We start from the raw sequence: 19,432 nt of genomic DNA, 5'->3' as shown, positions 1-19,432 counted from the left end.
GACGACAGGGGCTGTCGTCCCCGCCACGAGATGACGTAAAGCCCGCTCCGGCCCAACCGACTGGTATGCGAGTACTGATCATCGGCGGCAGTGGTTTCGTGGGAACCGGCCTCACCGGAGAACTCCCCGCACGCGGGCACGACGTGACCGTGCTCGCGCGCACGCCCGACGATGCCGCCCTCCCCGCTGGCGTCGAAACGGTTGGGGGCGACGTGACCGACTACGATTCGATCGCGGGCGCGTTCTCCGGACAGGACGCGGTCGTCAATCTCGTCGCACTCTCGCCGTTGTTCCAGCCCTCGGGTGCGAGCCACGAGGAAGTTCACCTCGGCGGAACCGAGAACGTCGTTGAGGCCGCCGAAACCCACGACGTTACGAAAATCGTCCAGATGAGTGCCCTCGGTGCGGACCCCGACGGTGCGACGGCCTACATCCGAGCGAAAGGAAAAGCAGAGGAAGTCGTCCGCGATTCGAACCTCGGTCACGTCGTCGTCCGACCGTCGGTCATCTTCGGCGATGGAGCCGAGTTCATCTCGTTCACGAAGACGCTGACAACTCCTTACGTGACCGGCCTTCCGGGTGGTGGGAAGACCAGATTCCAGCCCATCTGGATCGGCGACCTCGCCCCGATGATGGCGGACTGCGTGGAGGATGATACGCATCTGGGGAAGACGGTCGAACTCGGTGGGCCAGAAGTGCTCACGTTAGCCGACGTGACGAAACTCGTCTACCGCGCGGAAGGAAAGTCGGTCGTCGTCCTCCCGATTCCCATGCCACTCGCAGGAATCGGTCTGAGACTGGCTGGGCCGATTCCGTTCGTTCCAATGGGTGCCGACCAGTATCGGTCGCTGAAGTTCGACAACACCGTCGCCGAGAACGACGTTCGGGTGTTCGACCGCGACGGAGGCGACTTCCGAACCCTCGCGGAGTATCTCGGTGTCGAGGAGCGCACGAGCGCGGGTGCAACCGAGGAAACGATGCCGAGAACCGCGTGAATCGTTCCGGTCGCTCGTGTTGAATTCGGCGTTGGGTCGGAGTAGTCTCTTCTTCGACATTCCAGCAGCCTGATATTCGACGTTCCACACACCTTTTGACGCTCCCTCCCGTCTTCTTGGACATGTACGAGGTCGAAGTGAAGGTTCGCGCCGACCACGATGCGGTCCGGGAGCGACTTCGAGAACTCGGCGCGCGTCACCTCGGGATGGTGACACAGGAGGATTTCTACTACGACGCGCCCCACCGCGACTTCGCCGAGACCGACGAAGCTCTCCGAGTTCGACGGGAATCGGACGAGGAAGGGTCGGTAGAACGGGTGACCTACAAAGGGCCACTCGTCGAAACGGAATCGAAGACGCGCAAGGAACACGAAACGGTCGTCGGGGACGGCGACACGGTCGATTCGCTGTTGGCGGCGCTCGGTTTCGAGGCGGCGGCGACCGTCCACAAAGAGCGCGACCGGTACGAACTGGACGACTACCTCGTCGTCCTCGACTCGGTACGGGGACTCGGCGAATTCGTGGAGGTCGAGGTCGAGGCCGAGGAAGAAGCAGTGGAATCGGCGCGCGAAGGAGCGTACGACGTGCTCCGCGACCTCGGTCTCGACCCGGACGAGCAGACCCGAACCTCGTATCTCGGTCTCCTGGTCAGGAATGAGCAAGGGTAATACTGAGACGGCAGACCGTTTCCGCAAGTTATAGAATCTGTGACTGTGAATCCGAGATAATGACCGAGCGGAACATTCAGGTTGAACCGATAGACCGACGAGCAGTCGAAGACCAGGACATCGAGATCGTCGAGCGAAAAGGCATCGGCCACCCTGACTCTATCTGTGACGGAATCGCGGAAAGCGTCTCTAGCGCCCTCTCGCAGGCCTATCTGGATCGCGTTGGGAAAGTTCTCCACTACAACACGGACGAGACACAGCTCGTCGCCGGAAGCGCGAGTCCGTGCTTCGGCGGTGGCGAACTGGTCGAACCGATCTACATCCTCCTCGTCGGGCGCGCGACCAAGGAGTACGAAGGAACCACGATTCCGACCGACACCATCGCACTGAACGCGGCCCGTGAGTATCTGAACGAGAACATCCCGGAACTCGACGTGGGCACCGACGTCATCCTCGACGTCCGACTCGGCGAGGGCAGCGGCGACCTGCAGGACGTGTTCGCCGAAGACGGTGCGACGGTGCCGATGGCGAACGACACGAGTTTCGGCGTCGGTCACGCACCACTCTCGGAGACCGAACAGATCGTCCTGAACGCGGAGACCCGACTCAACGGAGAGTTCGCCGCAGACAATCCCGCACTCGGCCCGGACGTGAAGATCATGGGCAAGCGCGAACGCGACACCATCGACGTGACCGTCGCCGCGGCGATGGTAGACCAGTACATCGCCGACCGCGAGGAGTACGACGCCATGGTCGAGAACGTCCGTGGCTACGTCCACGCCGTCGCAGAGGAGTACACCGACCGCGAGGTGAACGTCCACGTCAACACTGCAGACGACGAAGACAGCATCTACCTCACGACGACAGGCACGAGCGCCGAGATGGGTGACGACGGCTCCGTCGGACGTGGAAACCGCGCGAACGGACTCATCACGCCGAACCGCTCGATGAGCATGGAAGCGACGAGTGGGAAGAACCCCGTCAACCACATCGGGAAGATCTACAACCTGCTCAGCACCGAGATCGCCGAAACCGTCGTCGCCGAGGTAGATGGCATCCGCGATATGCGGGTTCGACTGCTCTCGCAGATCGGTCGCCCCATCGACGAACCGCACGTGGCAGACGCACAGGTCGTTCCGGAAGATGGCGTCCTGCTCGAAGACATCGAGGACGAGATCGTCGCCATCGTCGACGAAGAGTTGGCGAACGTTACTGAGATCACGAAACGCGCCATCGAAGGTGACGTGAGAACGTTCTAACTGGGTCGCCGTTCAGTCCGACACTCGTTTATTATAGCCACTGTTATGCCCGATATGCACCCGTCGGGAGCCGATACCGTCCTCGTCCGCCACGGCGATGTCGGCGTGAAAAGTGGGAAAGTGCAGACCGAGATGGAGCGACGGCTTCGGGATAACCTCGCGGCGATCTTAGCCGACCGCGATATCGACGCCGAGGTCGAACGCCAGTGGTCGCGCCTGTTCGTTCACACGACCGAGGCGGCAGTCGAAGCGGCAACCGACGCGGCGGCGGACACGTTCGGCGTCCAGTCCGCCAGCCCTGCGGCGGTCATCTCGCCCGAAAAAGAGATCATCGAAGAGACGTTGGCCGAGGCCGCCCGCGAACACTACCACGACGGGACGTTCGCCGTGCGTGCCCGACGTGCCTCGAAGGATCACCCGTTCACCAGCGCGGAACTCGAACGCGAAGGTGGCACGGCGGTCTGGGAGGCGGTCGAGAATCCCGAAGTCGATCTGGACGACCCCGACATCACGTTCTACGTCGAGGTGCGCGAGACGGACGCCTTCGTCTTCCTCGCAAAGCGCACCGGGCCGGGCGGACTCCCACTCGGCACGCAGACGAAACTCGTCTCGCTGGTCAGCGGTGGTATCGACTCGCCCGTGGCGACGTGGGAAGTGATGAAACGCGGCAGTCCGGTCATCCCGGTCTATCTCGACCTCGGCGATTACGGTGGTCTAGACCACGAAGCGCGAGCGGTCGAGACGGTGCGAAAGCTCGCGAAGTATGCACCCGACCAGGACATGCGTGTCAGGAAGGTTCCTGCGGGCGACGTGATGGCGCTCCTCGCGGAGGAGGTCGGCCCGGCCCGGATGCTCGTCTTCCGCCGGTTCATGTACCGCGTCGCGGAACACATCGCCCACGACGAACAGGCCCATGGCATCGTCACTGGCGAGGCAATCGGCCAGAAATCCAGCCAGACCGCGCGTAACCTCGGCGTGACGAGCGCGGCGACGACGATGCCTATCCACCGCCCGCTCCTCACGATGGACAAGAGCGACATCGTCGCCCGCGCCCGGCGGATCGACACCTTCACTGACTCGACGATTCCGGCGGGCTGTAACCGTATCGCGCCGGATTTCCCCGAGACGAACGCGACCCACGAGATCGCCCGGAACGCCGAACCGGACGACCTGTTCAAACTGGCCGAAGAGGCCGCCGAGAACGTCGAACTGGTCGAACTCTGAGCGTTCGAATCGACAGGCGTGGTTTCCTCTCGCTCATTTTGAACAGATTTCACCACCGAATAGATTATCTCGTCTTCGAAAGCCCCGCTCATATCGAGAGATTCCGAGGTAGAAACACATCGAGTGTGAGATCGTCGATATCGCGTATGTCCACCGAGCGACGAGGCGCCACGAGAACGGCGAGGGCGAGTCGTTCGAGGAGATCGCAGTCGCATTCATCGCCAAATAGTCTGTGGAACCCCGCGACCGCAGGACGGTGAGATACGCGAGGCCAAGTGGTGGGACAGCTTACCTGAGCAGACGCATCCGCCTGCAACTCTAATCTGACCAAATCGGTCCGAATAAGCTTTCTCTTACGCTTCCAGCCGGGCGACGAAGTACGCAAATTCCGCGTCCTCCTCGGCGAGGCCATTATCTATCGTCCCCTCGTGCTGGACAGCGAAACCCACCGATTCGAGGAGACTTCGCGTCTCCGCTGCGCTCGCTATATCCCAGCGCATCTCGACACCGCTTCCGAGCCAATCGGGATTCGACCCGCTCCATCTGGTCGTCCCCGTGGTGAGAAGCATCCGACCACCGAGTGAGAGCACTCGCGCGAATTCGGCGACGACCGTCGACCAGTCATCGGCAGGGACGTGGATCATCGAGTGAAAGGCAGTCACAGCGGAGAACGCCGCGTCTCGAAATGGGAGCGATGTCATATCGCCCTGCGTGAGTACCGCATCTGGAACGTTCTCGGTCGCTACGCGAAGCTGACCGCGAGAGAAGTCCACCCCGATGGCGCTGGTCGGACCGCCAGCGCGGTCGAGAACCGGCAACCCCTGTCCACATCCCACGTCCAGGATTCGTACCGACTCGGGCAGAGAATCGAGGAAGTCGTCGAGTACGTCCACTTCGGCCGAGTCCGTCGCCCGTTCGGCAGCGTAGGTATCCGCGATTTCGGCGTATCCCCTGCGAATGACGTCTTTGTCGGACATCAGATGCATCTTCTGGCTTGTCATATAAGTGCCTGTTCGAGAGCCGGGAACGATTCACAGGGAGCGGACGAAATTCCATACCAGCATCTCGGAGTCGAAATCACTTTAGTTCGCCACTGCCACCCAAAAAACAGTGACCCGTGTCTTGCTCATCGGTTCGGAGGACGTCGAACTGCGCGCCGAGCTACTGTCACGGGAGACGGCACGTAACGCCCTCGCCACGTATCAGCTCCGAGAACCGTATCAGAACTGCCTCGAACTGGAGACAATCAGCGTCGGTGCGGCCACCTCGCTGTTGAACGACCTGAACTGGTATCTGGTACGCTTCGTGGACGAAGCCCTCGTCCTCGAACCGAGCGTGAGCGACGATGAGTGGCTCTCGCGGACGCTCGCGGCCCGCGTGCGCGATGGCGGCGTCGAACCCGTCGAAACCGACCCGCTGCTCAAGGTGTACGGCGTGGTAGAGGACGAGTTCGGCAAGGAACTCGTGGAACCGATGTACGTCGCCCGCACCGTCGATGGCATCCCCGAGTACGACCTGCGCGACGTGGACGAGACATTGGTGGTTCGCGTGACCGAAGACGAGTTCCGGTCGTGAGGACTCGTTTTCCCGACATTCGGGGGATTGTACTGGAATGTACTGTTTTGTACTGCCGGTCAGTTCGTATCACGGCCGAATCGACGGTTCAGACGCAGCCGAATCGACGATTTCGATAGTTCGCTCGGCGAAAACCCTTTTCCGCGTTCTTCGCAACGTCCTCGGTATGGGGGAGCACATCAGTTCAGAACAGGTAGAGGCGTGGCTCGACGAGAACGTCGTCCAAGACGTACAGCACGTCTCCGACGATGAGACGGAGTTCAACATCCAACTCCAGCTCGCTCGGCTGCCGCTTCACATCATCAAAGAGGAGACGTGGGGGCCGCTTCGACTGGTCAGCAAGAACGCATTCGATACGAATCGAACCAGGATGCTCGTTGAAGACGACCAGGACAGAAAGGAGTTGTTGTCCCGTATCGGGCCGGTTCTGGCGGCAACTCCGGGATTCTACACGTTCCTCGACGAGGAGAGCACGGCGTGTGATTTTGCGGAGGCGCAGTCGATCCAACTCGAACACCGCATCTACCCCGACGGCGCGAGTCAACAGGCGGTGATGGAAGGCCTCATGAACCTCGCAACTGCCATGCGATACCTCCAGAACATCATCGCCTCGATGCTTCAGAATCGACAGCAGTAGGTGGCCTCTCGAAGACCGCTAGTCGAACATCCCGGTCGAGAGGTAGCGTTCCCCGCTGTCGGGGAAGATCGTGACGACGAGCGGGCAGTCGTCGTAGCCCTGTTCGACGCCGCCATCCGACGTCGCTTGCTGTACGTCGAGCTCTCCGTCTTCCATCATCTCGCTCCACTCTTCGGCCAGTTCGGGGCAGTTCAGTTCCGGTCGGGCGAGTCGCTCCGCCACGCGGTAGGCCGCGACGCTCGCCGCACCGCTCGACTGGCCGACCAGGATTCCTTCCTTGCGCGCGAGTCGTCGGGCCTCGGTTTCGGCGTCCTCCAGCGCGACCGTCTCGACTTCATCGATGACGTCGGTGTCGAGGAGTTCGCTGACGAACCCCGGTCCCATGCCCTGATACTCGTCCTCGCCTGACTCGCCGGTCGAGAGGACGGCGTTTCGCTCGGGTTCGACGGCGACGACTTCCATATCGGGGTACTCCTCCAGCAGGCGCGAGGCGGTTCCCGTGATGGTTCCCCCCGTGCCGACACCCGCGACGAAGGCGTCGATCTCGCGCCCCTCGACCCCCTCGATTATCTCTTCTGCGGTGGTTCGATAGTGGGCATCCGCGTTCGCCGGGTTCTCAAACTGGCCGAGTTGGATCGTGTCCCCCGACTCGGTGAGTTCGTCGGCGCGTCCGCGGGCGAATTCCATGTTGCCATCCACGAGTTCGATCTCCGCTCCGTAGGCTCGCAGCAACTGTCTGCGCTCGGGGGATTTCGACGCGGGCATGACGATGGTGAGGTCGTATCCTCTGGCCGCACAGACCACCGCCAGCCCGATGCCCGTGTTTCCACTCGTCGGTTCGACGATGGTGTCGCCGGGTTCGAGTTCGCCCGCCTGCTCTGCGGCTTCGACCATCGCCAGCGCCGGGCGGTCTTTGGCAGATCCGCCGGGGTTGAACGATTCGAGTTTCGCTGCGACGGTCGCACCCTCGGGTGAGCGGACGTGGACGAGCGGTGACCCCACGGTGTCGAGGATGGACGATTTCATGGTAAGGAGATAGGTCGCCCACACCTAAACCCCTGATGGACTCCGGCAGGTGGTGCCGGAAGAGAGGGGTGTTTATCCGCGTCCAGTTCTAGGTTGACCCATGGATACGACCGAACCGAATCCGACGTGGGACGCGAGCGCACACAGCGAGTCGGTGAGCGCGTTCGAAGCGAGCGTCGGCGAAGTCACCTACCGAGTCTGGGGTGCGGACTGGTGTGGGGACTGCCGGGCGGCTCTCCCCGATTTCTTCGCCGCGCTGGACGCCGCAGGCGTCCCCGAAGAAGAGATACACGTCTACGAAGTCGACGACGAGAAGAAAGGTGAACTAACAGACGAGTACGACGTGACGCTCATCCCGACCATCGTCGTCGAGCGAAGTGCGACGGACAACCGGACTGCCTCGGACGACATCACCGAGCACGGCGACGAAGAGATCGTTCGGTTCGAAGAGAGCGAGGAACTGCCCGCTGCGGAGTACGTCGCTAAGGAATTGCTCGAAAGCGATACACTCGCGTGAGGACTTCTTCTCACCTATCGCTCGGGTTGTAGGTCGTCGGCCCACTCCAACCCAGCGTCGATGTCCGTCACTGGTGGCGAGCAGGTGAACGACCGACAGACGTACAGCGTCGGTTCGTCCTCTGCTGCTCGGTTGGCCCAGATGGGTGGTGCCTCGTCCAGTCGAAGGCTCGCACACCAGTCGGCCAACTCGTCCTCGGACGGCGGTCGGCGGGACAGAATCCGAGTGGGAAGGAACGTCCCGGCGAGGCGGTTGCGCCACGATTCAGGCAGTTCGTCGGCGGCGACCGTCAGTTCGAGCGAGCCAGTGGCGTGGCGGTCCGCGGCGAGCGCCAGCGTCGCGTACTGCACCGGATTCGACTCGATAGTACGGGAGTGGGTTTCGAGCACCGATTCTGCGATGTCACCGAATCGGTCGTGGGGCGCGAACTCCGAGAGGACGAGCAGCACGTCGGTTGCGACCCCGAGGCTCGACGGCGTGGACTGGTCGGCCAGTTCCTGCGGGCGAGCGACCAGTCGCTCGCCGCTCTCGGGCGTGAAATACAGCGTCTCGCGGTCGTCGTCCCAGAACTCGCGCTCGATGGCCCGCGCGAGCTCGAGCGCGAAGCCGAGGTGGTCGAGATCGCCCGTCGTCTGATACAGGTCGAACGCGCCACGCGCGAGGAAAGCGTAGTCTTCGAGATAGCCGTCGATAGCGACATTCCCGTCCTTGAACCGGCGCGCAAGGTGCCCGTGCTCGGCGTCCCAGAGCTGTTTGCGGACGAAATCGAGCGCGGACTCGGCGAGGTCGGTGTAGTGGTCGGCGAGGACGAGTCCACCCTCTGCGAGTGCAGAGATGAGCAGACCGTTCCACCCCGCCAGCACCTTCTCGTCGCGGAGCGGGCGTTCGCGCTCCTCTCTCGCATCGAACATCTGTTTCCGGGCGTCGTCGAGCAGTTCCGCCACCTCGTCTTCCGAATGGTCGTATTGCTCGGCCAGTTCGGCGATCGACGTCTTCCGGGTCAGCACCGTCTTCCCTTCGAAATTGCCCGACTCGGTGACGCCGAAGCGGTCACAGAAGCAGTCTGCGGCGACCTCGTCGTCTACTGCGTCGTGGATCTGGTCGGGCGTCCAGACGTAGAACGCACCTTCTTCGTCGTCACCGCCCTCACCCTTGCTCCGGGCATCGAGCGTGCTGTAGAATCCACCTTCTGGATGGCGCATCTCGCGTTCGAGGAAATCGAATGTCTCGCGCACGACCTCGGCGTAGCGGTCGTTCCCGGTTGCCTGATACCCTGCGAGATACACGCGCGGGAGTTCGGCGTTATCGTAGAGCATCTTCTCAAAGTGCGGCACTGTCCAGCCTCGGTCGGTCGCGTAGCGATGGAACCCCCCGCCGACGTGGTCGTAGAGGCCGCCGTTCGCCATCGCGTTCAGAGTTTCGACCGCCACGTCACGGAACTGCGCCACCCCGGTTCGGTCGTAGGCCCGAAGAAGCAAATCGATCCGCGCGGGTTGGGGGAACTTCGGCCCACCGCGTCCGAACCCGCCCTGCTCGCGGTCTGCGCTCCGAACCGTCTGCGAGGCCGCGGCGTGGAGCAGTTTCGCGTCGGGGGCGTCACCCGCCTCGGGCGTCGATTCCAACTCGCCTTCGATGGCGTTCGTCCACTGCTCGGCGCGATTTTCCATCTCCTCGCGGTCGCTCTGCCACGAGTTGGCGATGTTTTCGAGCAGGGCGATGAAACCGGGGCGTCCTTGCTGGGAGCGTTTCGGGAAGTACGTGCCGACGTAGAACGGTTTTCCCTCGGGCGTCAACCACGCTGAGAGGGGCCACCCACCGCCTCCCGTCACCTGCTGGCAGATGCTCATGTAGATGGAATCGATGTCCGGTCGCTCCTCGCGGTCGACCTTGATGGGGACGAAATGCTCGTTCAGTATCTCTGCCACCGTCTCGTCCTCGAAGCTCTCCTCTTCCATCACGTGACACCAGTGGCAGGCCGAGTAGCCGATGGAGAGGAAGATGGGAACGTCGCGCTCACGTGCCGCTTCCAGCGCGGTCTCGTCCCACGGCTGCCAGTGAACCGGGTTGTCGGCGTGCTGGCGGAGATACGGACTCTCCTCCTCGTCGAGTCGGTTTCGCCGCGTCGGGTCGCTCATAGCAGACGGTTGGCCGCCGAGTTACCTAAAGACCCGCGCTACCACACGACTCATGTGGGATGGAACCGTATCTCATGTGCCAATGAGTGAGACAGGTATCTCCGACCGGTTCGCTGACGAGATCGTCACGACCTGTCGGACGGGGATCGGGGACACGCTTCGGAGCGTCATCTACTTCACGCCGAAGGAGTTCGACCTCCTTTACCTTCGAAGTGACCTCTACGGGGGCGACGAAGAACGAGCACGGGAGCTGAAGTCCGTGTTCGTCGAGAACGAACGGCTCGGTTTCGACACGAGCGAAACGTACCGACGACTCGCAGAGCAGGGCGATGAACCGGCGATCGGCGACTACGAACTCACCCTCCGAGCGTTCTCGGATGGGTTCGTCAGTCGCGTCATCGTCGATGGCCACGGTGTCCTCCTGACGAGCGATAGCTACAACATCGCCGACTTCGAGGAGGTCGCAGTGTCTATCAGGAAGATGCTGGAAGAACACGACGTAGCGGAGTAAGGATGAGAGAGCAAAGTAGGGATGACTCGGCACAGGTAGTACGAGACGACCGGATAGAGTGCACCACACGAACGTGCATATATGCGTGAAGAGCAACGGAAACCTTTACACACCCATGCCCACATTCTGACACCATGAGCGAAACCGTACTGCTGGTCGGCGGCGGCGGTCGTGAACACGCCATCGCACGAGCGCTGGCCGACAGTGATGCCAGCCTCTACGCCTGTGCAGGGTATCGGAATCCCGGAATCGCCCGGCTTGCCGATGGGTTCGAATCCCTCGATACGACGAACAAGACGGCTGTCACGTCCTATGCGAAAGACATCGATGCGACTCTCGCCGTCGTCGGCCCCGAAGGGCCGCTGGCGGCAGGTGTCGCCGATGCGCTGGACGACGCCGGAATCTATGCGTTCGGGCCACACAAGGCAGAAGCCCGCATCGAGACGGACAAGGCGTTCCAGCGGCGGTTCATGCAACGACACGATATCCCTGGCTGTCCGGACTTCGAGACGTTCGAAGACATGGAGGCGGCCTGCGAGTACATCGACGAGTACGCCGGTGACCTCGCGGTGAAACCCGCCGGGTTGACAGGCGGTAAGGGTGTGAAAGTCATCGGCGACCAGGTGACCCCGGACGAAGCGAAGCAGTACCTCCGCGACAGCGACTACGACCGCGTCGTCCTCGAAGAGCGACTCGTCGGCGAGGAGTTCACCGTCCAGGCGCTCGTGGCCAACGACCAGCTACGTGTCGCACCTGCCGTCCAGGATCACAAGCGCGCCTACGAGGGCGACGAGGGGCCGAATACGGGCGGGATGGGAAGCTACAGCGACGCGAAACTCGAACTTCCCTTCATGACCGAAGAGGACTACCACGAAGCAGTTGACGTCCTGAAAGCGACCGTCGATGCGCTGGACGACTACCGAGGTGTCCTCTACGGGCAGTTCATGCTCACCGCGGACGGCGTGAAAGTCATCGAGTTCAACGCCCGGTTCGGCGACCCCGAGGCGATGAACACCCTGCCCATGCTCACGACCGACTTCCTCGACGTGCTCGTCGCCGCACGCGAGGGCGACGACCTGCCGAAACTCTCGTTCGCACCCAAAGCAACCGTCTGCAAGTACGCCGTGCCTACGGGCTATCCGACCGACCCTGAATCGGGGGCGAAGGTGAAGATCGACGAGGAGAGTGCGGGTGACGCGCTCCTCTTCTACGCCAGTGTGGACGAGCGCGAGGACGGCATCTACACGACGACCTCTCGCTCGTTCGCCGTCGTCGGCCTCGGAGACTCCATCACGGAGGCCGAGGAGATAGCCGAGGAGGCACTCTCCGTCGCAGGTGAGGAGGGACTTCACATGCGCCACGACATCGGCACGGACGACCTCATCCAGCGCCGTATCGACCACGTGAACGAACTGCGTGAATAAGCGTAACGAACAGCCTACGCGGCAGTCAACCGCCCCATAACCAAACCACAGCGTCCGGATTGTTCCCCCATGACCGACCCACTCTCCGCCGACGAAATCTTCGACGTACTCGGGCACCGCCATCGACGACACACGGTTGCGGAGTTGCTGAACTGTGACGACGAGACGACGATAACGGAGTTGGCCGAAGCCGTCGGTCGTCGAACAGATAGCGACCCGGAGCGGATCGAAGTCGGGCTATATCACTCACATCTACCACATCTCGAATATATACAGCTCGTCGAATACGACACCGACGCGGGCGTCGTGCACCCGACCGGAGCCATCTCGGAGTTCGAACCCTTCTTCGAACTCATCGGAGAGTAAGCTATCACAGCGGAACCATCTTCCGACGAGGAGGGAATCCCGCCGTTCACGGTGGGGAGGATATCACCTCAGAACTTTGGGTAGCTTCAAGCCATCAGGGTACAAACCCCGGCGCGTGAGCGATGATACTCCCCACCGCCACGAGCGCATCACGCACCACCCGACACCCGGCGGCCTGAACTCATTACAGTACTGGACGACGGCCCGGAGTCCGCTTCGAGTCGCGCTCAACTACGTCGTCATCTGGCTCGTGCGGATCAATCCGAGCCTTCGTCTGAAAAATTGGCTTCTGCGCCGGATCGGCGTCACGGTGGGGCGAGGCGTCTCGTGGGGGCTGGAATCGACCCCCGACGTGTTCTGGCCCGACCTCATCACCGTCGAAGACCACGCTATCATCGGCTACGACTCGACCATCCTCTGTCACGAATTCTTGCAGGACGAGTATCGAACCGGTGAGGTCGTCATCGGCGAACGAGCGATGATCGGCGCAGGTGCGGTCATCCTACCGGGCGTCGAGATCGGTGACGGGGCGCAAGTTGCCGCGAACTCGCTGGTGACCCGAGACGTAGAGCCGGGCGCGACGGTGGCGGGGATTCCGGCGACGGAGATGTCGAGCGAGAATCTCGATTAGTTTCGGAGTCGAACCGCACCCTCGCGGAAGACGACGTGGTTCGGGATGATGAACTCCTCGCCGTCGTTCTCGATGTGCGTGACGAACATATCTACTTCCTGGACGATCCCCTGATTGCCGTTCACTCGAATCTCGTCGCCGATACCGTACGGTTGGTTGAGCAGGAGATAGATACCTGCGGCGGACGAACGAAGCAAGTCCCAGAACGCGACCGCGCCGAAGACGATGACGGCGACGATGTACGCGCCGAAGAGGACGAGCAACGTGAGCACCGCGATTCCGATCTGGCTCAGCGCGATGAGCGAGGCGATGTAGACGATGCTGTACTTGACCAATCTGGGGAGGACACTGACTTCGGGGAGTTTGACGCTCCGAAGTCGTTCGCTGACCAGCAACTCGGCCTTGTCGGCGATGACGAACCCGACGATGAACACGAGCGTCGCGACGAACAGGTCGGGGATGAAGAGGATAATCTGCCAGAACAACTGGGTGCTGAGCGGGAGTTCCGCGGTGTTGAGCGCGAGCAGGATGGCGACGCCGTAGATGAACCACGACGTGATCCGGGCGATGAGCGACACCGTCGTCGTTCCCAGACTCCGTGCAGTGCGCTCGAACGGCGTCCCCTCGACGACTTCGTGGACCCCTGCGGCGCGAAGGATGCGCATGTTCAGCCGTCCGAGGAGGTATCCGGCGATGCCCCCACCGATGAGGATGAGGAGGGCAAGGACGATTCGGTACTCCTCACGCAGGAGTACTTCCAGCTCTGGTTGCATCTAGTACTCCTCCGGATCGAGTTCGAGGATGATTTCACCGCCTTTGAACGCTCGAACGAGGCCGTCGCTCTCGGAGAGAACGATGGCCGTCGCGTTCGTATCGCGGGTGATCGCACCACCGGCCATGTGGCGCGCGCCGAGACCTTTCGGGATGTCCACGCCCTCTGCGGAGGGTTCGAGATACCGATAGGCGGAGACGATCTTCCCGGAGTCGGAGATGACGAACGCGCCGTCCAGTCGCGAGAACTCCTTCAGCATGACGTTCACGATGGGGTCGCCGACGTGAACGTGGGACTTCTCGAAGGGGTTGTACGAGAGGGGGCGAGATTTGTTCATCACCTTTCCGGCGTCGCCGACGACGAACAGTGCGCCGACGGGTTTGCCTTTCTGTCCCTTCTTGCCGAGTTCGATGGCGACCTCGAACACGTCGCGGATGACGCCGGGGTCGGCCCGCGAGTTGGCGAACAGGTCGTAGATACCCGAGTGGGACTCCTCGTTCGCTCGAACGCGGGTGGCGGTGTCGATTCCATCGTCGAACATGCTGGTGATACACGCGAGTTCGTCGCCGTCCTCCGCGATACCGGATTCGATGGCACCCTCGATGCCGAATCGGATTCGGTCTTTGACGTTGTCGAACTCCAGTGGCAGTTCCACGAATTCGTTCGCCCCGACGTGGTTGTCGGGTGCGACGACGACGACTTCAGGTTCATCAATGTCGGCAAACCGGTCGTAGTACGACCCGCTCGGAGAGAAGAGGAACACCGCGTCGACACCAGTGACGAGGTCGTCCAGAAGGTCGCTGAGGGAAGTCATTACAAAGGGCCACTCAATCACCGGAGAAAAGGTTTGCGGGGGTATATGTCATAGCTCGTTTCATAATGCGGAGATTTCTACCATCGAGAACTGGAGAGCTTCCGCGCTACCGGTTTCAGTAATTGACCGATACGTGTCACATCCCCATATCCGCGGCAGGATCGGGAACCGGCAGGTCGTTCGGTCGAACCCCTAGCAGTTCCGCCGCGTGGTCGAGCGCCATATCGAATCCGTAGTAACGTTCCACTTCGGGACTGTCGGCGGTTTCGCGTACTTTCAACATGCCGTATCCTTCGAGATTCTGTGCGACGGCGGCAGTTCGCCCCTCGCGGGAGAATTCGAGGACGCGCTCGTCGTCGGTTTCGAAATAGCGCGCCGTGATATCGTCTTCCGAAAGCGTGGTCATACGAGTCGGTTCGAAGGCGGGGCAGTCGAAGGTATCGGTTCCGCCTCGAAAGGGAAAGCATCGTGACGGGCGACCGCACACACTCTACCATGACGCGATGGCACCAGAGCGGCACCCGCCGTGACATCTGTATCATCCTCGCCGACGCCGGAGAGCTTCGCGGCCAGCGATTGAAGACGCGGCTCGAAACGCACTACGACACGTCGCTCGAACCGAAACGATTCTACGGGACGCTGGATCGACTGGTCGAGAGCGGCCACGTCGAGAAACGCGTCGAGGGGCTGTACGACGTGTTCTCGCTGACCGAGGTGGGGGAGAAACGGCTTCGGGAACAGCTGGAGTGGATGAAAGAGAAGGTAGAGTAGTCAGTTCCGGCGTCGAACGGTCTAGCAGTGGATCGATGTCTCGCGTCGCTCAATCCAGCATCTGGGCCGCGATGGTGTTTCGCAGCACTTCGCTCGTCCCCTCGTAGATCTCGTTCAGCTTGGCGTCGCGGTAGTAACGTTCCACGTCGAAATCGGTTGTGTAGCCGTAGCCGCCGTGGATCTGGATGCCCTCGTTCGCCACTTCGCGGGAGATCTCGCTGGCGAAGAGTTTCGCCTGTGCGGCCTGCTTGATGTAATCTTCGCCGCGGATCTTGCGGTCGGCGGCGCGGTGCATGAGCATCTTCGCGGCGCTGACCTTCGTATCCATGTCCGCGAGTTTGTGCTGGATGGTCTGGAAATCGCTGATGGGCTGGTCGAACTGCTCGCGCTGCTGGGCGTATTCGAGGGCGTCGTCCAGCGCCGCACGAGCGAGACCGATCGAACGCGCCGCGATGGTGATGCGCCCGCCGTTCAGCGTCTTCAGGGCGTGGACGAAGCCGCGACCCTCCTCACCGAGCAGGCGGTCGTCCGGGATGCGAAGGTCGTCGAATCGGAGTTCGGCGGTCGGACAGCCCTTGTCGCCGAGTTTGTGTTCCGTCCCCTCGACGTGGAAGCCGTCGTCTTCCTCGGGGCGGACGACGAACGACGAGATACCCTTGTTTCCGGCTTCTTCGTCGGTTTTTGCGAAGACAGTCACCGTCTCGGCGACCGAACCGTTCGAGATCCAGAGCTTGCCGCCATTCAGGACGTACTCGTCGCCGTCCTTTTCGGCGGTGGTGTCCATCGCCGGAACGTCGCTTCCCGCACCGGCTTCCGAGAGCGCGAACGCGCCGATGTCGGTGCCTTCGTTGAGCGGCGTGAGGTACTCCTGTTTCTGTTCTTCGTTACCGAACTCGTAGAGCATGTTGCCCGCGAGGCTGGTGTGGGCTGCGACGATGGTGCCGAGACCGCCGGAGCCGCGCGAGATCTCTTCCAGACCGATGGCGTAGGAGTGATAGTCCAGTCCGGCCCCGCCGTACTCTTCGGGGAACGGCATCCCCATCAGACCGAGGTCGGCCATCTGGTCGACCAGGTCGCGGGGGAACTCGTCCGTCTCGTCTATCTCTGCGGCGCGAGGTTTGATCTCCTCGTCCACGAACTCCGCGACCATGTCCCGGATTTGCTTCTGCTCTGCGGAGAGGCTGAAGTCCATACCGGAAAATGCGACTAGTCAATCCTTTACTTTTCCCATCCGGACTCGATTCACGGCCCAGTTCAGCGAAGTCGCTTGCGGAGCGAATCGACCGTGAGTGCGCCCTGTACGAGGTACGACAGTTTTCGGTTCTTCGGCGCGATCGTCGCTGCACCGAGCAGGATCGCCCCGCGTTTCGCGTTCCCCTTACGGAAGGCGTAGCCCGCCTGTGCGAGCAGCGAGAGGACGTTCAGTTTGTCGAGCGAGTTGCTCCGCGAAGGTGACGCGGGCGATGGCGATGATGCAGACGACGACAACGCGGAGAGCAACCCCACACCTGCCTTCACGACGCCAAGTAGCGTTCGAAGCATAAATTCGTATAAGCATCCGTGACAGGGTAAGGGTTCTGGCGGCAGGCGAAAGGAGTTGAAGATAGACGAAGCGAACGCTCACCTTCGCACGCCGTCCGAAACCGATTACCGACGCGAACCCGAACCGACGAGATATGTACGGCGTGGTGACGCGAAATCCCGAAGAACTTGACTGGCCGGAGTTCGAACGCGGATTCTACGAGATGAAAGACGTGACGGGACGGGCGACGGAACCCGTCGAATCGGGCGTGAACATGATCTCCTGTTTCGGTGATAGTGCGGCCGCCGAAAGCGACCCGTCGCTCGTTCCGGTGAGCGACGAGGGCGAACTGGCGACCCGCGACCGACCGTACTTCGACTGGGGGTACATCTGTCCGACCCACGAATCGTACCGCGAGGGATTACTGGAGATGGTCGAGGACGCCGCCAAGGCGAATCCCGACGTGCGACTGGACGACGTCGGTTTCCCACGAGCCGAATACTGCCACTGCGAGCAGTGCGAACAGGCGTTCGACGCGAGTGAGTACGACGACTGGTGGGAGTGGCGTGCCAGCGTCATCACCGACTTCGTTGCGGACGCGACCGACCGAATCCCCGGAAAAAGCTATCTCACGCTCTATCCCGACCCCTATCCGGGGCACCTCTACGAGCGTGCAGGAATCGACATCGAAGCCCTCTCGGCACACGTCGACGAGTTCGTCGTCCCGATCTACGACATGGCCTATTCGACGACCTACTGGCTCGAGATCATCGCCAGTGGGTTCGAAGATATGCTCTCCACCCCGTTCAGTATCGAACTCTACGCAGTGGATATCGACATCGATAACCTGATCCACGCGACCGAAGTCGCCGTGGCGTACGGCAACGACGTGTTCTTCGGCTACGAATCGGGCAACGCGCGCGGCGCGATCCGACGGATGGACGCCGACTCCCGCGAAGGCGTCTCACACGGAAACTGAGTCGGAGAGGATCACGTTCGGGAACTGAAACGGTCGTCCTGCCACGCCAGCAGTTGTTCTCGATCGCGGGTGTTGTCCGGCAGCTCGGTGACCCACTTCGCGTCAGTTATCTCGCCGTCCGGGTCGTCCACCGTCGGTGTCGTCGTCTCGGCCCGCGCTTCGAACACCGGTAGAACACCCCACGTGGAATAATTACCACTCTTGATCGACGTACGTGTGGCGATGGCAAGGCCGTCGTACTCGGCTTCGATGCCGGCTTCTTCACGGAGTTCTCGCTCGGCAGCCTCTCGGAACGTTTCCCCGCCGTGGATGCCGCCACCGGGAAGCACCCACATATCGACGCCGTCGTGCCAGACGAGGAGTATCTCACCGGAGGGTCGGTAGACGAGAGTGTGTGCGCCGTACGGTGCGCCCGTTTCGGAGACTCGTTCTGCGAGCGTTCGGAACCGATATCGGGAGACCTCGTACGTGCGCGTGAACTCCAGGAATTGTGAGTAGGCGTCCGTCAGCCGATGATAGGCCTGCTCGGCGTGTTGTTCTGCCTGGGTGGCGAGAAACCAGAGATCATCGAGCGTCATCGTGGAGATGGCGGGGAGATGGCTGTGAAGACGACCGAGAACCGGCGCGTGCGTAAAGTACAGATCATGTGTCAGGCTACTTCGGCAGTCGAAATAAGCCTTCGGTCGCCGACATCTGGAATCGGACGGTTTTTACGAGCGGACGGGCTATCCGCCGATATGAGCTTCGACGAAGACGACACGGTCATACTGCACGACCAGCACAGCGAGTACGATGGCGAAGAGGGAACCGTCACGCAGGTGATGGAGAACATGTTCGGCGACGCCACCTACACCGTCAGTTTCGAAGACGGACAGGAAACCGGCCTCCCCGAGGATTCGCTCGAAGCCGTCGAAGACGAAGAATAACGTTTCGTTCTCCCCACACCAATTCCAGCTATGGCCAGCGTTCCGTTCCATTACATCGACCTGCGGACGTTCTGCTACGACACCGAAGACGACCAGCGCGTCGAGGAGGCGCTTCGAACCTACCTCCCCGACGAGTTCGAAGTCGAGCGCATGCAGAGCGAGGGCCACCACGGCGACCGCATCCTCGTCCTCTCGGCGCGAGTGGAGACCGCAGACGAGATGCGGTACGTCCTCGGTAAGCTCCGTGAACTCCCCGACATCGAACAGGTACGTGACGAGTTAGACGAGCGCGTTGACGACAACTGCTCGTTTTTCGTCTCACTCGACAAACAGGCCGCATATCGTGGCGTGGTCGAACTCGGACAGGGAATCACCCTCCGGGCGAAAGTCGAGGCGTACCCCGCGAAGAAGGACGCTGCGGTCGAAAACGCCCGCGACGCGCTGGCCTGACGACCCATCCCGCAATCTCTGCTTACTGTCCGACACGAACGGTTAGGGTGGCACAAAGTTTATCACATCCACCAGAGTGGTGACAGACGTTACCACGCATCGCGTGGGTGAGTACCATGCAAGAGTGCCCTTACTGTAATTCTGACCTCCGTCGTGGTGGTCAGTCGCAGACGACTCGCAATGGCGACCAAATTGGACACAAGAGCACCGGCACCGAACTCGTTTCGTGC

Annotated in this window: 24 protein-coding genes; 15 read left to right on the top strand and 9 right to left on the bottom strand. The window is 61.7% G+C overall.

Features of this window, described 5'->3' with window-relative positions; genetic code table 11:
• Nucleotides 1-65 precede the first annotated feature (65 nt).
• The 4 genes from ACR3FE_RS00725 to ACR3FE_RS00710 all read left to right on the top strand — a co-directional run bounded on the left by ACR3FE_RS00725 (nucleotide 66) and on the right by ACR3FE_RS00710 (nucleotide 4,146).
• Nucleotides 66-995, top strand: a complete 930-nt coding sequence (locus ACR3FE_RS00725; protein ID WP_458204632.1) for a complex I NDUFA9 subunit family protein — start codon at nucleotides 66-68, stop codon at nucleotides 993-995.
• A 122-nt stretch (nucleotides 996-1,117) separates the two neighbouring features.
• Entirely contained in the window at nucleotides 1,118-1,663 is a 546-nt protein-coding gene (cyaB, locus tag ACR3FE_RS00720) for a class IV adenylate cyclase (RefSeq protein ID WP_458204630.1), read from the top strand.
• Between the two features lie 59 nt (nucleotides 1,664-1,722).
• The gene (locus tag ACR3FE_RS00715; protein ID WP_458204629.1) at nucleotides 1,723-2,922 is read left to right on the top strand and encodes a methionine adenosyltransferase; all 1,200 of its coding nucleotides are present in this window, start codon (nucleotides 1,723-1,725) and stop codon (nucleotides 2,920-2,922) included.
• Between the two features lie 54 nt (nucleotides 2,923-2,976).
• The gene (locus ACR3FE_RS00710) at nucleotides 2,977-4,146 is read left to right on the top strand and encodes a tRNA sulfurtransferase (protein WP_458204628.1); all 1,170 of its coding nucleotides are present in this window, start codon (nucleotides 2,977-2,979) and stop codon (nucleotides 4,144-4,146) included.
• Between the two features lie 353 nt (nucleotides 4,147-4,499).
• Here the strand turns inward: ACR3FE_RS00710 and ACR3FE_RS00705 are convergent, their stop codons facing one another.
• Nucleotides 4,500-5,123, bottom strand: coding sequence for a class I SAM-dependent methyltransferase (locus tag ACR3FE_RS00705; protein ID WP_458204626.1), 624 nt, complete (start codon nucleotides 5,121-5,123; stop codon nucleotides 4,500-4,502).
• A gap of 133 nt (nucleotides 5,124-5,256) precedes the next feature.
• Here ACR3FE_RS00705 and ACR3FE_RS00700 point away from each other — a divergent pair, with 133 nt between their 5' ends.
• Entirely contained in the window at nucleotides 5,257-5,721 is a 465-nt protein-coding gene (locus tag ACR3FE_RS00700; RefSeq protein ID WP_458204625.1) for a DUF5804 family protein, read from the top strand.
• Between the two features lie 166 nt (nucleotides 5,722-5,887).
• Nucleotides 5,888-6,358, top strand: a complete 471-nt coding sequence (locus ACR3FE_RS00695) for a hypothetical protein (RefSeq protein ID WP_458204623.1) — start codon at nucleotides 5,888-5,890, stop codon at nucleotides 6,356-6,358.
• 18 nt (nucleotides 6,359-6,376) lie between these two features.
• On the opposite strand, the gene ACR3FE_RS00690 is transcribed toward ACR3FE_RS00695, so the two are convergent.
• Complete coding sequence (locus ACR3FE_RS00690) at nucleotides 6,377-7,384, bottom strand: PLP-dependent cysteine synthase family protein (RefSeq protein ID WP_458204621.1); 1,008 nt, start codon at nucleotides 7,382-7,384, stop codon at nucleotides 6,377-6,379.
• Nucleotides 7,385-7,484: 100 nt separating this feature from the next.
• On the opposite strand from ACR3FE_RS00690, the gene ACR3FE_RS00685 reads away from it, so the two are divergent.
• Complete coding sequence (locus tag ACR3FE_RS00685; RefSeq protein ID WP_458204619.1) at nucleotides 7,485-7,901, top strand: thioredoxin family protein; 417 nt, start codon at nucleotides 7,485-7,487, stop codon at nucleotides 7,899-7,901.
• A gap of 14 nt (nucleotides 7,902-7,915) precedes the next feature.
• Here the strand turns inward: ACR3FE_RS00685 and ACR3FE_RS00680 are convergent, their stop codons facing one another.
• Complete coding sequence (locus ACR3FE_RS00680; protein ID WP_458204617.1) at nucleotides 7,916-10,036, bottom strand: thioredoxin domain-containing protein; 2,121 nt, start codon at nucleotides 10,034-10,036, stop codon at nucleotides 7,916-7,918.
• Nucleotides 10,037-10,118: 82 nt separating this feature from the next.
• Here ACR3FE_RS00680 and ACR3FE_RS00675 point away from each other — a divergent pair, with 82 nt between their 5' ends.
• From ACR3FE_RS00675 to ACR3FE_RS00660, 4 genes are all read left to right on the top strand, one after another.
• The gene (locus ACR3FE_RS00675; RefSeq protein ID WP_458204615.1) at nucleotides 10,119-10,547 is read left to right on the top strand and encodes a DUF7522 family protein; all 429 of its coding nucleotides are present in this window, start codon (nucleotides 10,119-10,121) and stop codon (nucleotides 10,545-10,547) included.
• A gap of 134 nt (nucleotides 10,548-10,681) precedes the next feature.
• Entirely contained in the window at nucleotides 10,682-11,971 is a 1,290-nt protein-coding gene (gene purD, locus ACR3FE_RS00670) for a phosphoribosylamine--glycine ligase (protein WP_458204614.1), read from the top strand.
• A 69-nt stretch (nucleotides 11,972-12,040) separates the two neighbouring features.
• Nucleotides 12,041-12,337: a DUF7344 domain-containing protein gene (locus ACR3FE_RS00665; protein WP_458204612.1), complete on the top strand. Its 297-nt coding sequence runs from the start codon at nucleotides 12,041-12,043 to the stop codon at nucleotides 12,335-12,337.
• 115 nt (nucleotides 12,338-12,452) lie between these two features.
• Nucleotides 12,453-12,968, top strand: a complete 516-nt coding sequence (locus ACR3FE_RS00660; protein ID WP_458204610.1) for an acyltransferase — start codon at nucleotides 12,453-12,455, stop codon at nucleotides 12,966-12,968.
• Here the strand turns inward: ACR3FE_RS00660 and ACR3FE_RS00655 are convergent.
• The 3 genes from ACR3FE_RS00655 to ACR3FE_RS00645 form a co-directional block, all read right to left on the bottom strand.
• Nucleotides 12,965-13,741, bottom strand: coding sequence for a mechanosensitive ion channel family protein (locus ACR3FE_RS00655; RefSeq protein ID WP_458204609.1), 777 nt, complete (start codon nucleotides 13,739-13,741; stop codon nucleotides 12,965-12,967). The genes ACR3FE_RS00660 and ACR3FE_RS00655 overlap by 4 nt on opposite strands.
• On the bottom strand, nucleotides 13,742-14,554 hold the full coding sequence (gene dacZ, locus ACR3FE_RS00650; RefSeq protein WP_458204607.1) for a diadenylate cyclase DacZ: 813 nt from the start codon (nucleotides 14,552-14,554) through the stop codon (nucleotides 13,742-13,744).
• A gap of 136 nt (nucleotides 14,555-14,690) precedes the next feature.
• Entirely contained in the window at nucleotides 14,691-14,960 is a 270-nt protein-coding gene (locus tag ACR3FE_RS00645) for a DUF7111 family protein (RefSeq protein ID WP_458204605.1), read from the bottom strand.
• An 89-nt stretch (nucleotides 14,961-15,049) separates the two neighbouring features.
• Here ACR3FE_RS00645 and ACR3FE_RS00640 point away from each other — a divergent pair, with 89 nt between their 5' ends.
• Nucleotides 15,050-15,325: a PadR family transcriptional regulator gene (locus ACR3FE_RS00640; protein ID WP_458204604.1), complete on the top strand. Its 276-nt coding sequence runs from the start codon at nucleotides 15,050-15,052 to the stop codon at nucleotides 15,323-15,325.
• A gap of 49 nt (nucleotides 15,326-15,374) precedes the next feature.
• Here ACR3FE_RS00640 and ACR3FE_RS00635 read toward each other — a convergent pair whose 3' ends face one another.
• Both ACR3FE_RS00635 and ACR3FE_RS00630 read right to left on the bottom strand, forming a co-directional pair.
• On the bottom strand, nucleotides 15,375-16,517 hold the full coding sequence (locus ACR3FE_RS00635; protein WP_458204603.1) for an acyl-CoA dehydrogenase: 1,143 nt from the start codon (nucleotides 16,515-16,517) through the stop codon (nucleotides 15,375-15,377).
• Between the two features lie 62 nt (nucleotides 16,518-16,579).
• A complete protein-coding gene (locus tag ACR3FE_RS00630; protein ID WP_458204601.1) occupies nucleotides 16,580-16,867 on the bottom strand; it encodes a hypothetical protein in 288 nt (95 codons plus the stop codon).
• A gap of 134 nt (nucleotides 16,868-17,001) precedes the next feature.
• On the opposite strand from ACR3FE_RS00630, the gene ACR3FE_RS00625 reads away from it, so the two are divergent.
• On the top strand, nucleotides 17,002-17,826 hold the full coding sequence (locus ACR3FE_RS00625; RefSeq protein WP_458204599.1) for a hypothetical protein: 825 nt from the start codon (nucleotides 17,002-17,004) through the stop codon (nucleotides 17,824-17,826).
• Between the two features lie 11 nt (nucleotides 17,827-17,837).
• Here the strand turns inward: ACR3FE_RS00625 and ACR3FE_RS00620 are convergent, their stop codons facing one another.
• Nucleotides 17,838-18,404, bottom strand: coding sequence for an NUDIX hydrolase (locus ACR3FE_RS00620; RefSeq protein ID WP_458204598.1), 567 nt, complete (start codon nucleotides 18,402-18,404; stop codon nucleotides 17,838-17,840).
• Between the two features lie 159 nt (nucleotides 18,405-18,563).
• On the opposite strand from ACR3FE_RS00620, the gene ACR3FE_RS00615 reads away from it, so the two are divergent.
• Complete coding sequence (locus ACR3FE_RS00615; protein WP_458204597.1) at nucleotides 18,564-18,752, top strand: DUF1918 domain-containing protein; 189 nt, start codon at nucleotides 18,564-18,566, stop codon at nucleotides 18,750-18,752.
• 30 nt (nucleotides 18,753-18,782) lie between these two features.
• Nucleotides 18,783-19,202: an RNA-binding protein gene (locus ACR3FE_RS00610; RefSeq protein WP_458204595.1), complete on the top strand. Its 420-nt coding sequence runs from the start codon at nucleotides 18,783-18,785 to the stop codon at nucleotides 19,200-19,202.
• Nucleotides 19,203-19,432 lie beyond the last annotated feature (230 nt).

This window comes from Haladaptatus rarus, assembly GCF_054177585.1.
Note: the sequence above shows the minus strand (reverse complement) of the source record. Positions and strands in the feature narration are given on the sequence as shown.

Bases quoted from the DNA above. Each gene is read 5' to 3' on its own strand.
- ACR3FE_RS00710 (WP_458204628.1), top strand. From the start codon at position 2,977: ATGCACCCGTCGGGAGCCGATACCGTCCTCGTCCGCCACGGCGATGTC.
- ACR3FE_RS00680 (WP_458204617.1), bottom strand. From the start codon at position 10,036: ATGAGCGACCCGACGCGGCGAAACCGACTCGACGAGGAGGAGAGTCCG.
- ACR3FE_RS00625 (WP_458204599.1), top strand. From the start codon at position 17,002: ATGTACGGCGTGGTGACGCGAAATCCCGAAGAACTTGACTGGCCGGAG.
- ACR3FE_RS00705 (WP_458204626.1), bottom strand. From the start codon at position 5,123: ATGTCCGACAAAGACGTCATTCGCAGGGGATACGCCGAAATCGCGGAT.
- ACR3FE_RS00665 (WP_458204612.1), top strand. From the start codon at position 12,041: ATGACCGACCCACTCTCCGCCGACGAAATCTTCGACGTACTCGGGCAC.
- ACR3FE_RS00615 (WP_458204597.1), top strand. From the start codon at position 18,564: ATGAGCTTCGACGAAGACGACACGGTCATACTGCACGACCAGCACAGC.
- ACR3FE_RS00630 (WP_458204601.1), bottom strand. From the start codon at position 16,867: ATGCTTCGAACGCTACTTGGCGTCGTGAAGGCAGGTGTGGGGTTGCTC.
- ACR3FE_RS00675 (WP_458204615.1), top strand. From the start codon at position 10,119: ATGAGTGAGACAGGTATCTCCGACCGGTTCGCTGACGAGATCGTCACG.
- ACR3FE_RS00640 (WP_458204604.1), top strand. From the start codon at position 15,050: ATGACGCGATGGCACCAGAGCGGCACCCGCCGTGACATCTGTATCATC.
- dacZ (WP_458204607.1), bottom strand. From the start codon at position 14,554: ATGACTTCCCTCAGCGACCTTCTGGACGACCTCGTCACTGGTGTCGAC.
- ACR3FE_RS00645 (WP_458204605.1), bottom strand. From the start codon at position 14,960: ATGACCACGCTTTCGGAAGACGATATCACGGCGCGCTATTTCGAAACC.
- purD (WP_458204614.1), top strand. From the start codon at position 10,682: ATGAGCGAAACCGTACTGCTGGTCGGCGGCGGCGGTCGTGAACACGCC.
- ACR3FE_RS00690 (WP_458204621.1), bottom strand. From the start codon at position 7,384: ATGAAATCGTCCATCCTCGACACCGTGGGGTCACCGCTCGTCCACGTC.
- ACR3FE_RS00695 (WP_458204623.1), top strand. From the start codon at position 5,888: ATGGGGGAGCACATCAGTTCAGAACAGGTAGAGGCGTGGCTCGACGAG.
- cyaB (WP_458204630.1), top strand. From the start codon at position 1,118: ATGTACGAGGTCGAAGTGAAGGTTCGCGCCGACCACGATGCGGTCCGG.
- ACR3FE_RS00715 (WP_458204629.1), top strand. From the start codon at position 1,723: ATGACCGAGCGGAACATTCAGGTTGAACCGATAGACCGACGAGCAGTC.
- ACR3FE_RS00635 (WP_458204603.1), bottom strand. From the start codon at position 16,517: ATGGACTTCAGCCTCTCCGCAGAGCAGAAGCAAATCCGGGACATGGTC.
- ACR3FE_RS00685 (WP_458204619.1), top strand. From the start codon at position 7,485: ATGGATACGACCGAACCGAATCCGACGTGGGACGCGAGCGCACACAGC.
- ACR3FE_RS00725 (WP_458204632.1), top strand. From the start codon at position 66: ATGCGAGTACTGATCATCGGCGGCAGTGGTTTCGTGGGAACCGGCCTC.
- ACR3FE_RS00655 (WP_458204609.1), bottom strand. From the start codon at position 13,741: ATGCAACCAGAGCTGGAAGTACTCCTGCGTGAGGAGTACCGAATCGTC.
- ACR3FE_RS00610 (WP_458204595.1), top strand. From the start codon at position 18,783: ATGGCCAGCGTTCCGTTCCATTACATCGACCTGCGGACGTTCTGCTAC.
- ACR3FE_RS00620 (WP_458204598.1), bottom strand. From the start codon at position 18,404: ATGACGCTCGATGATCTCTGGTTTCTCGCCACCCAGGCAGAACAACAC.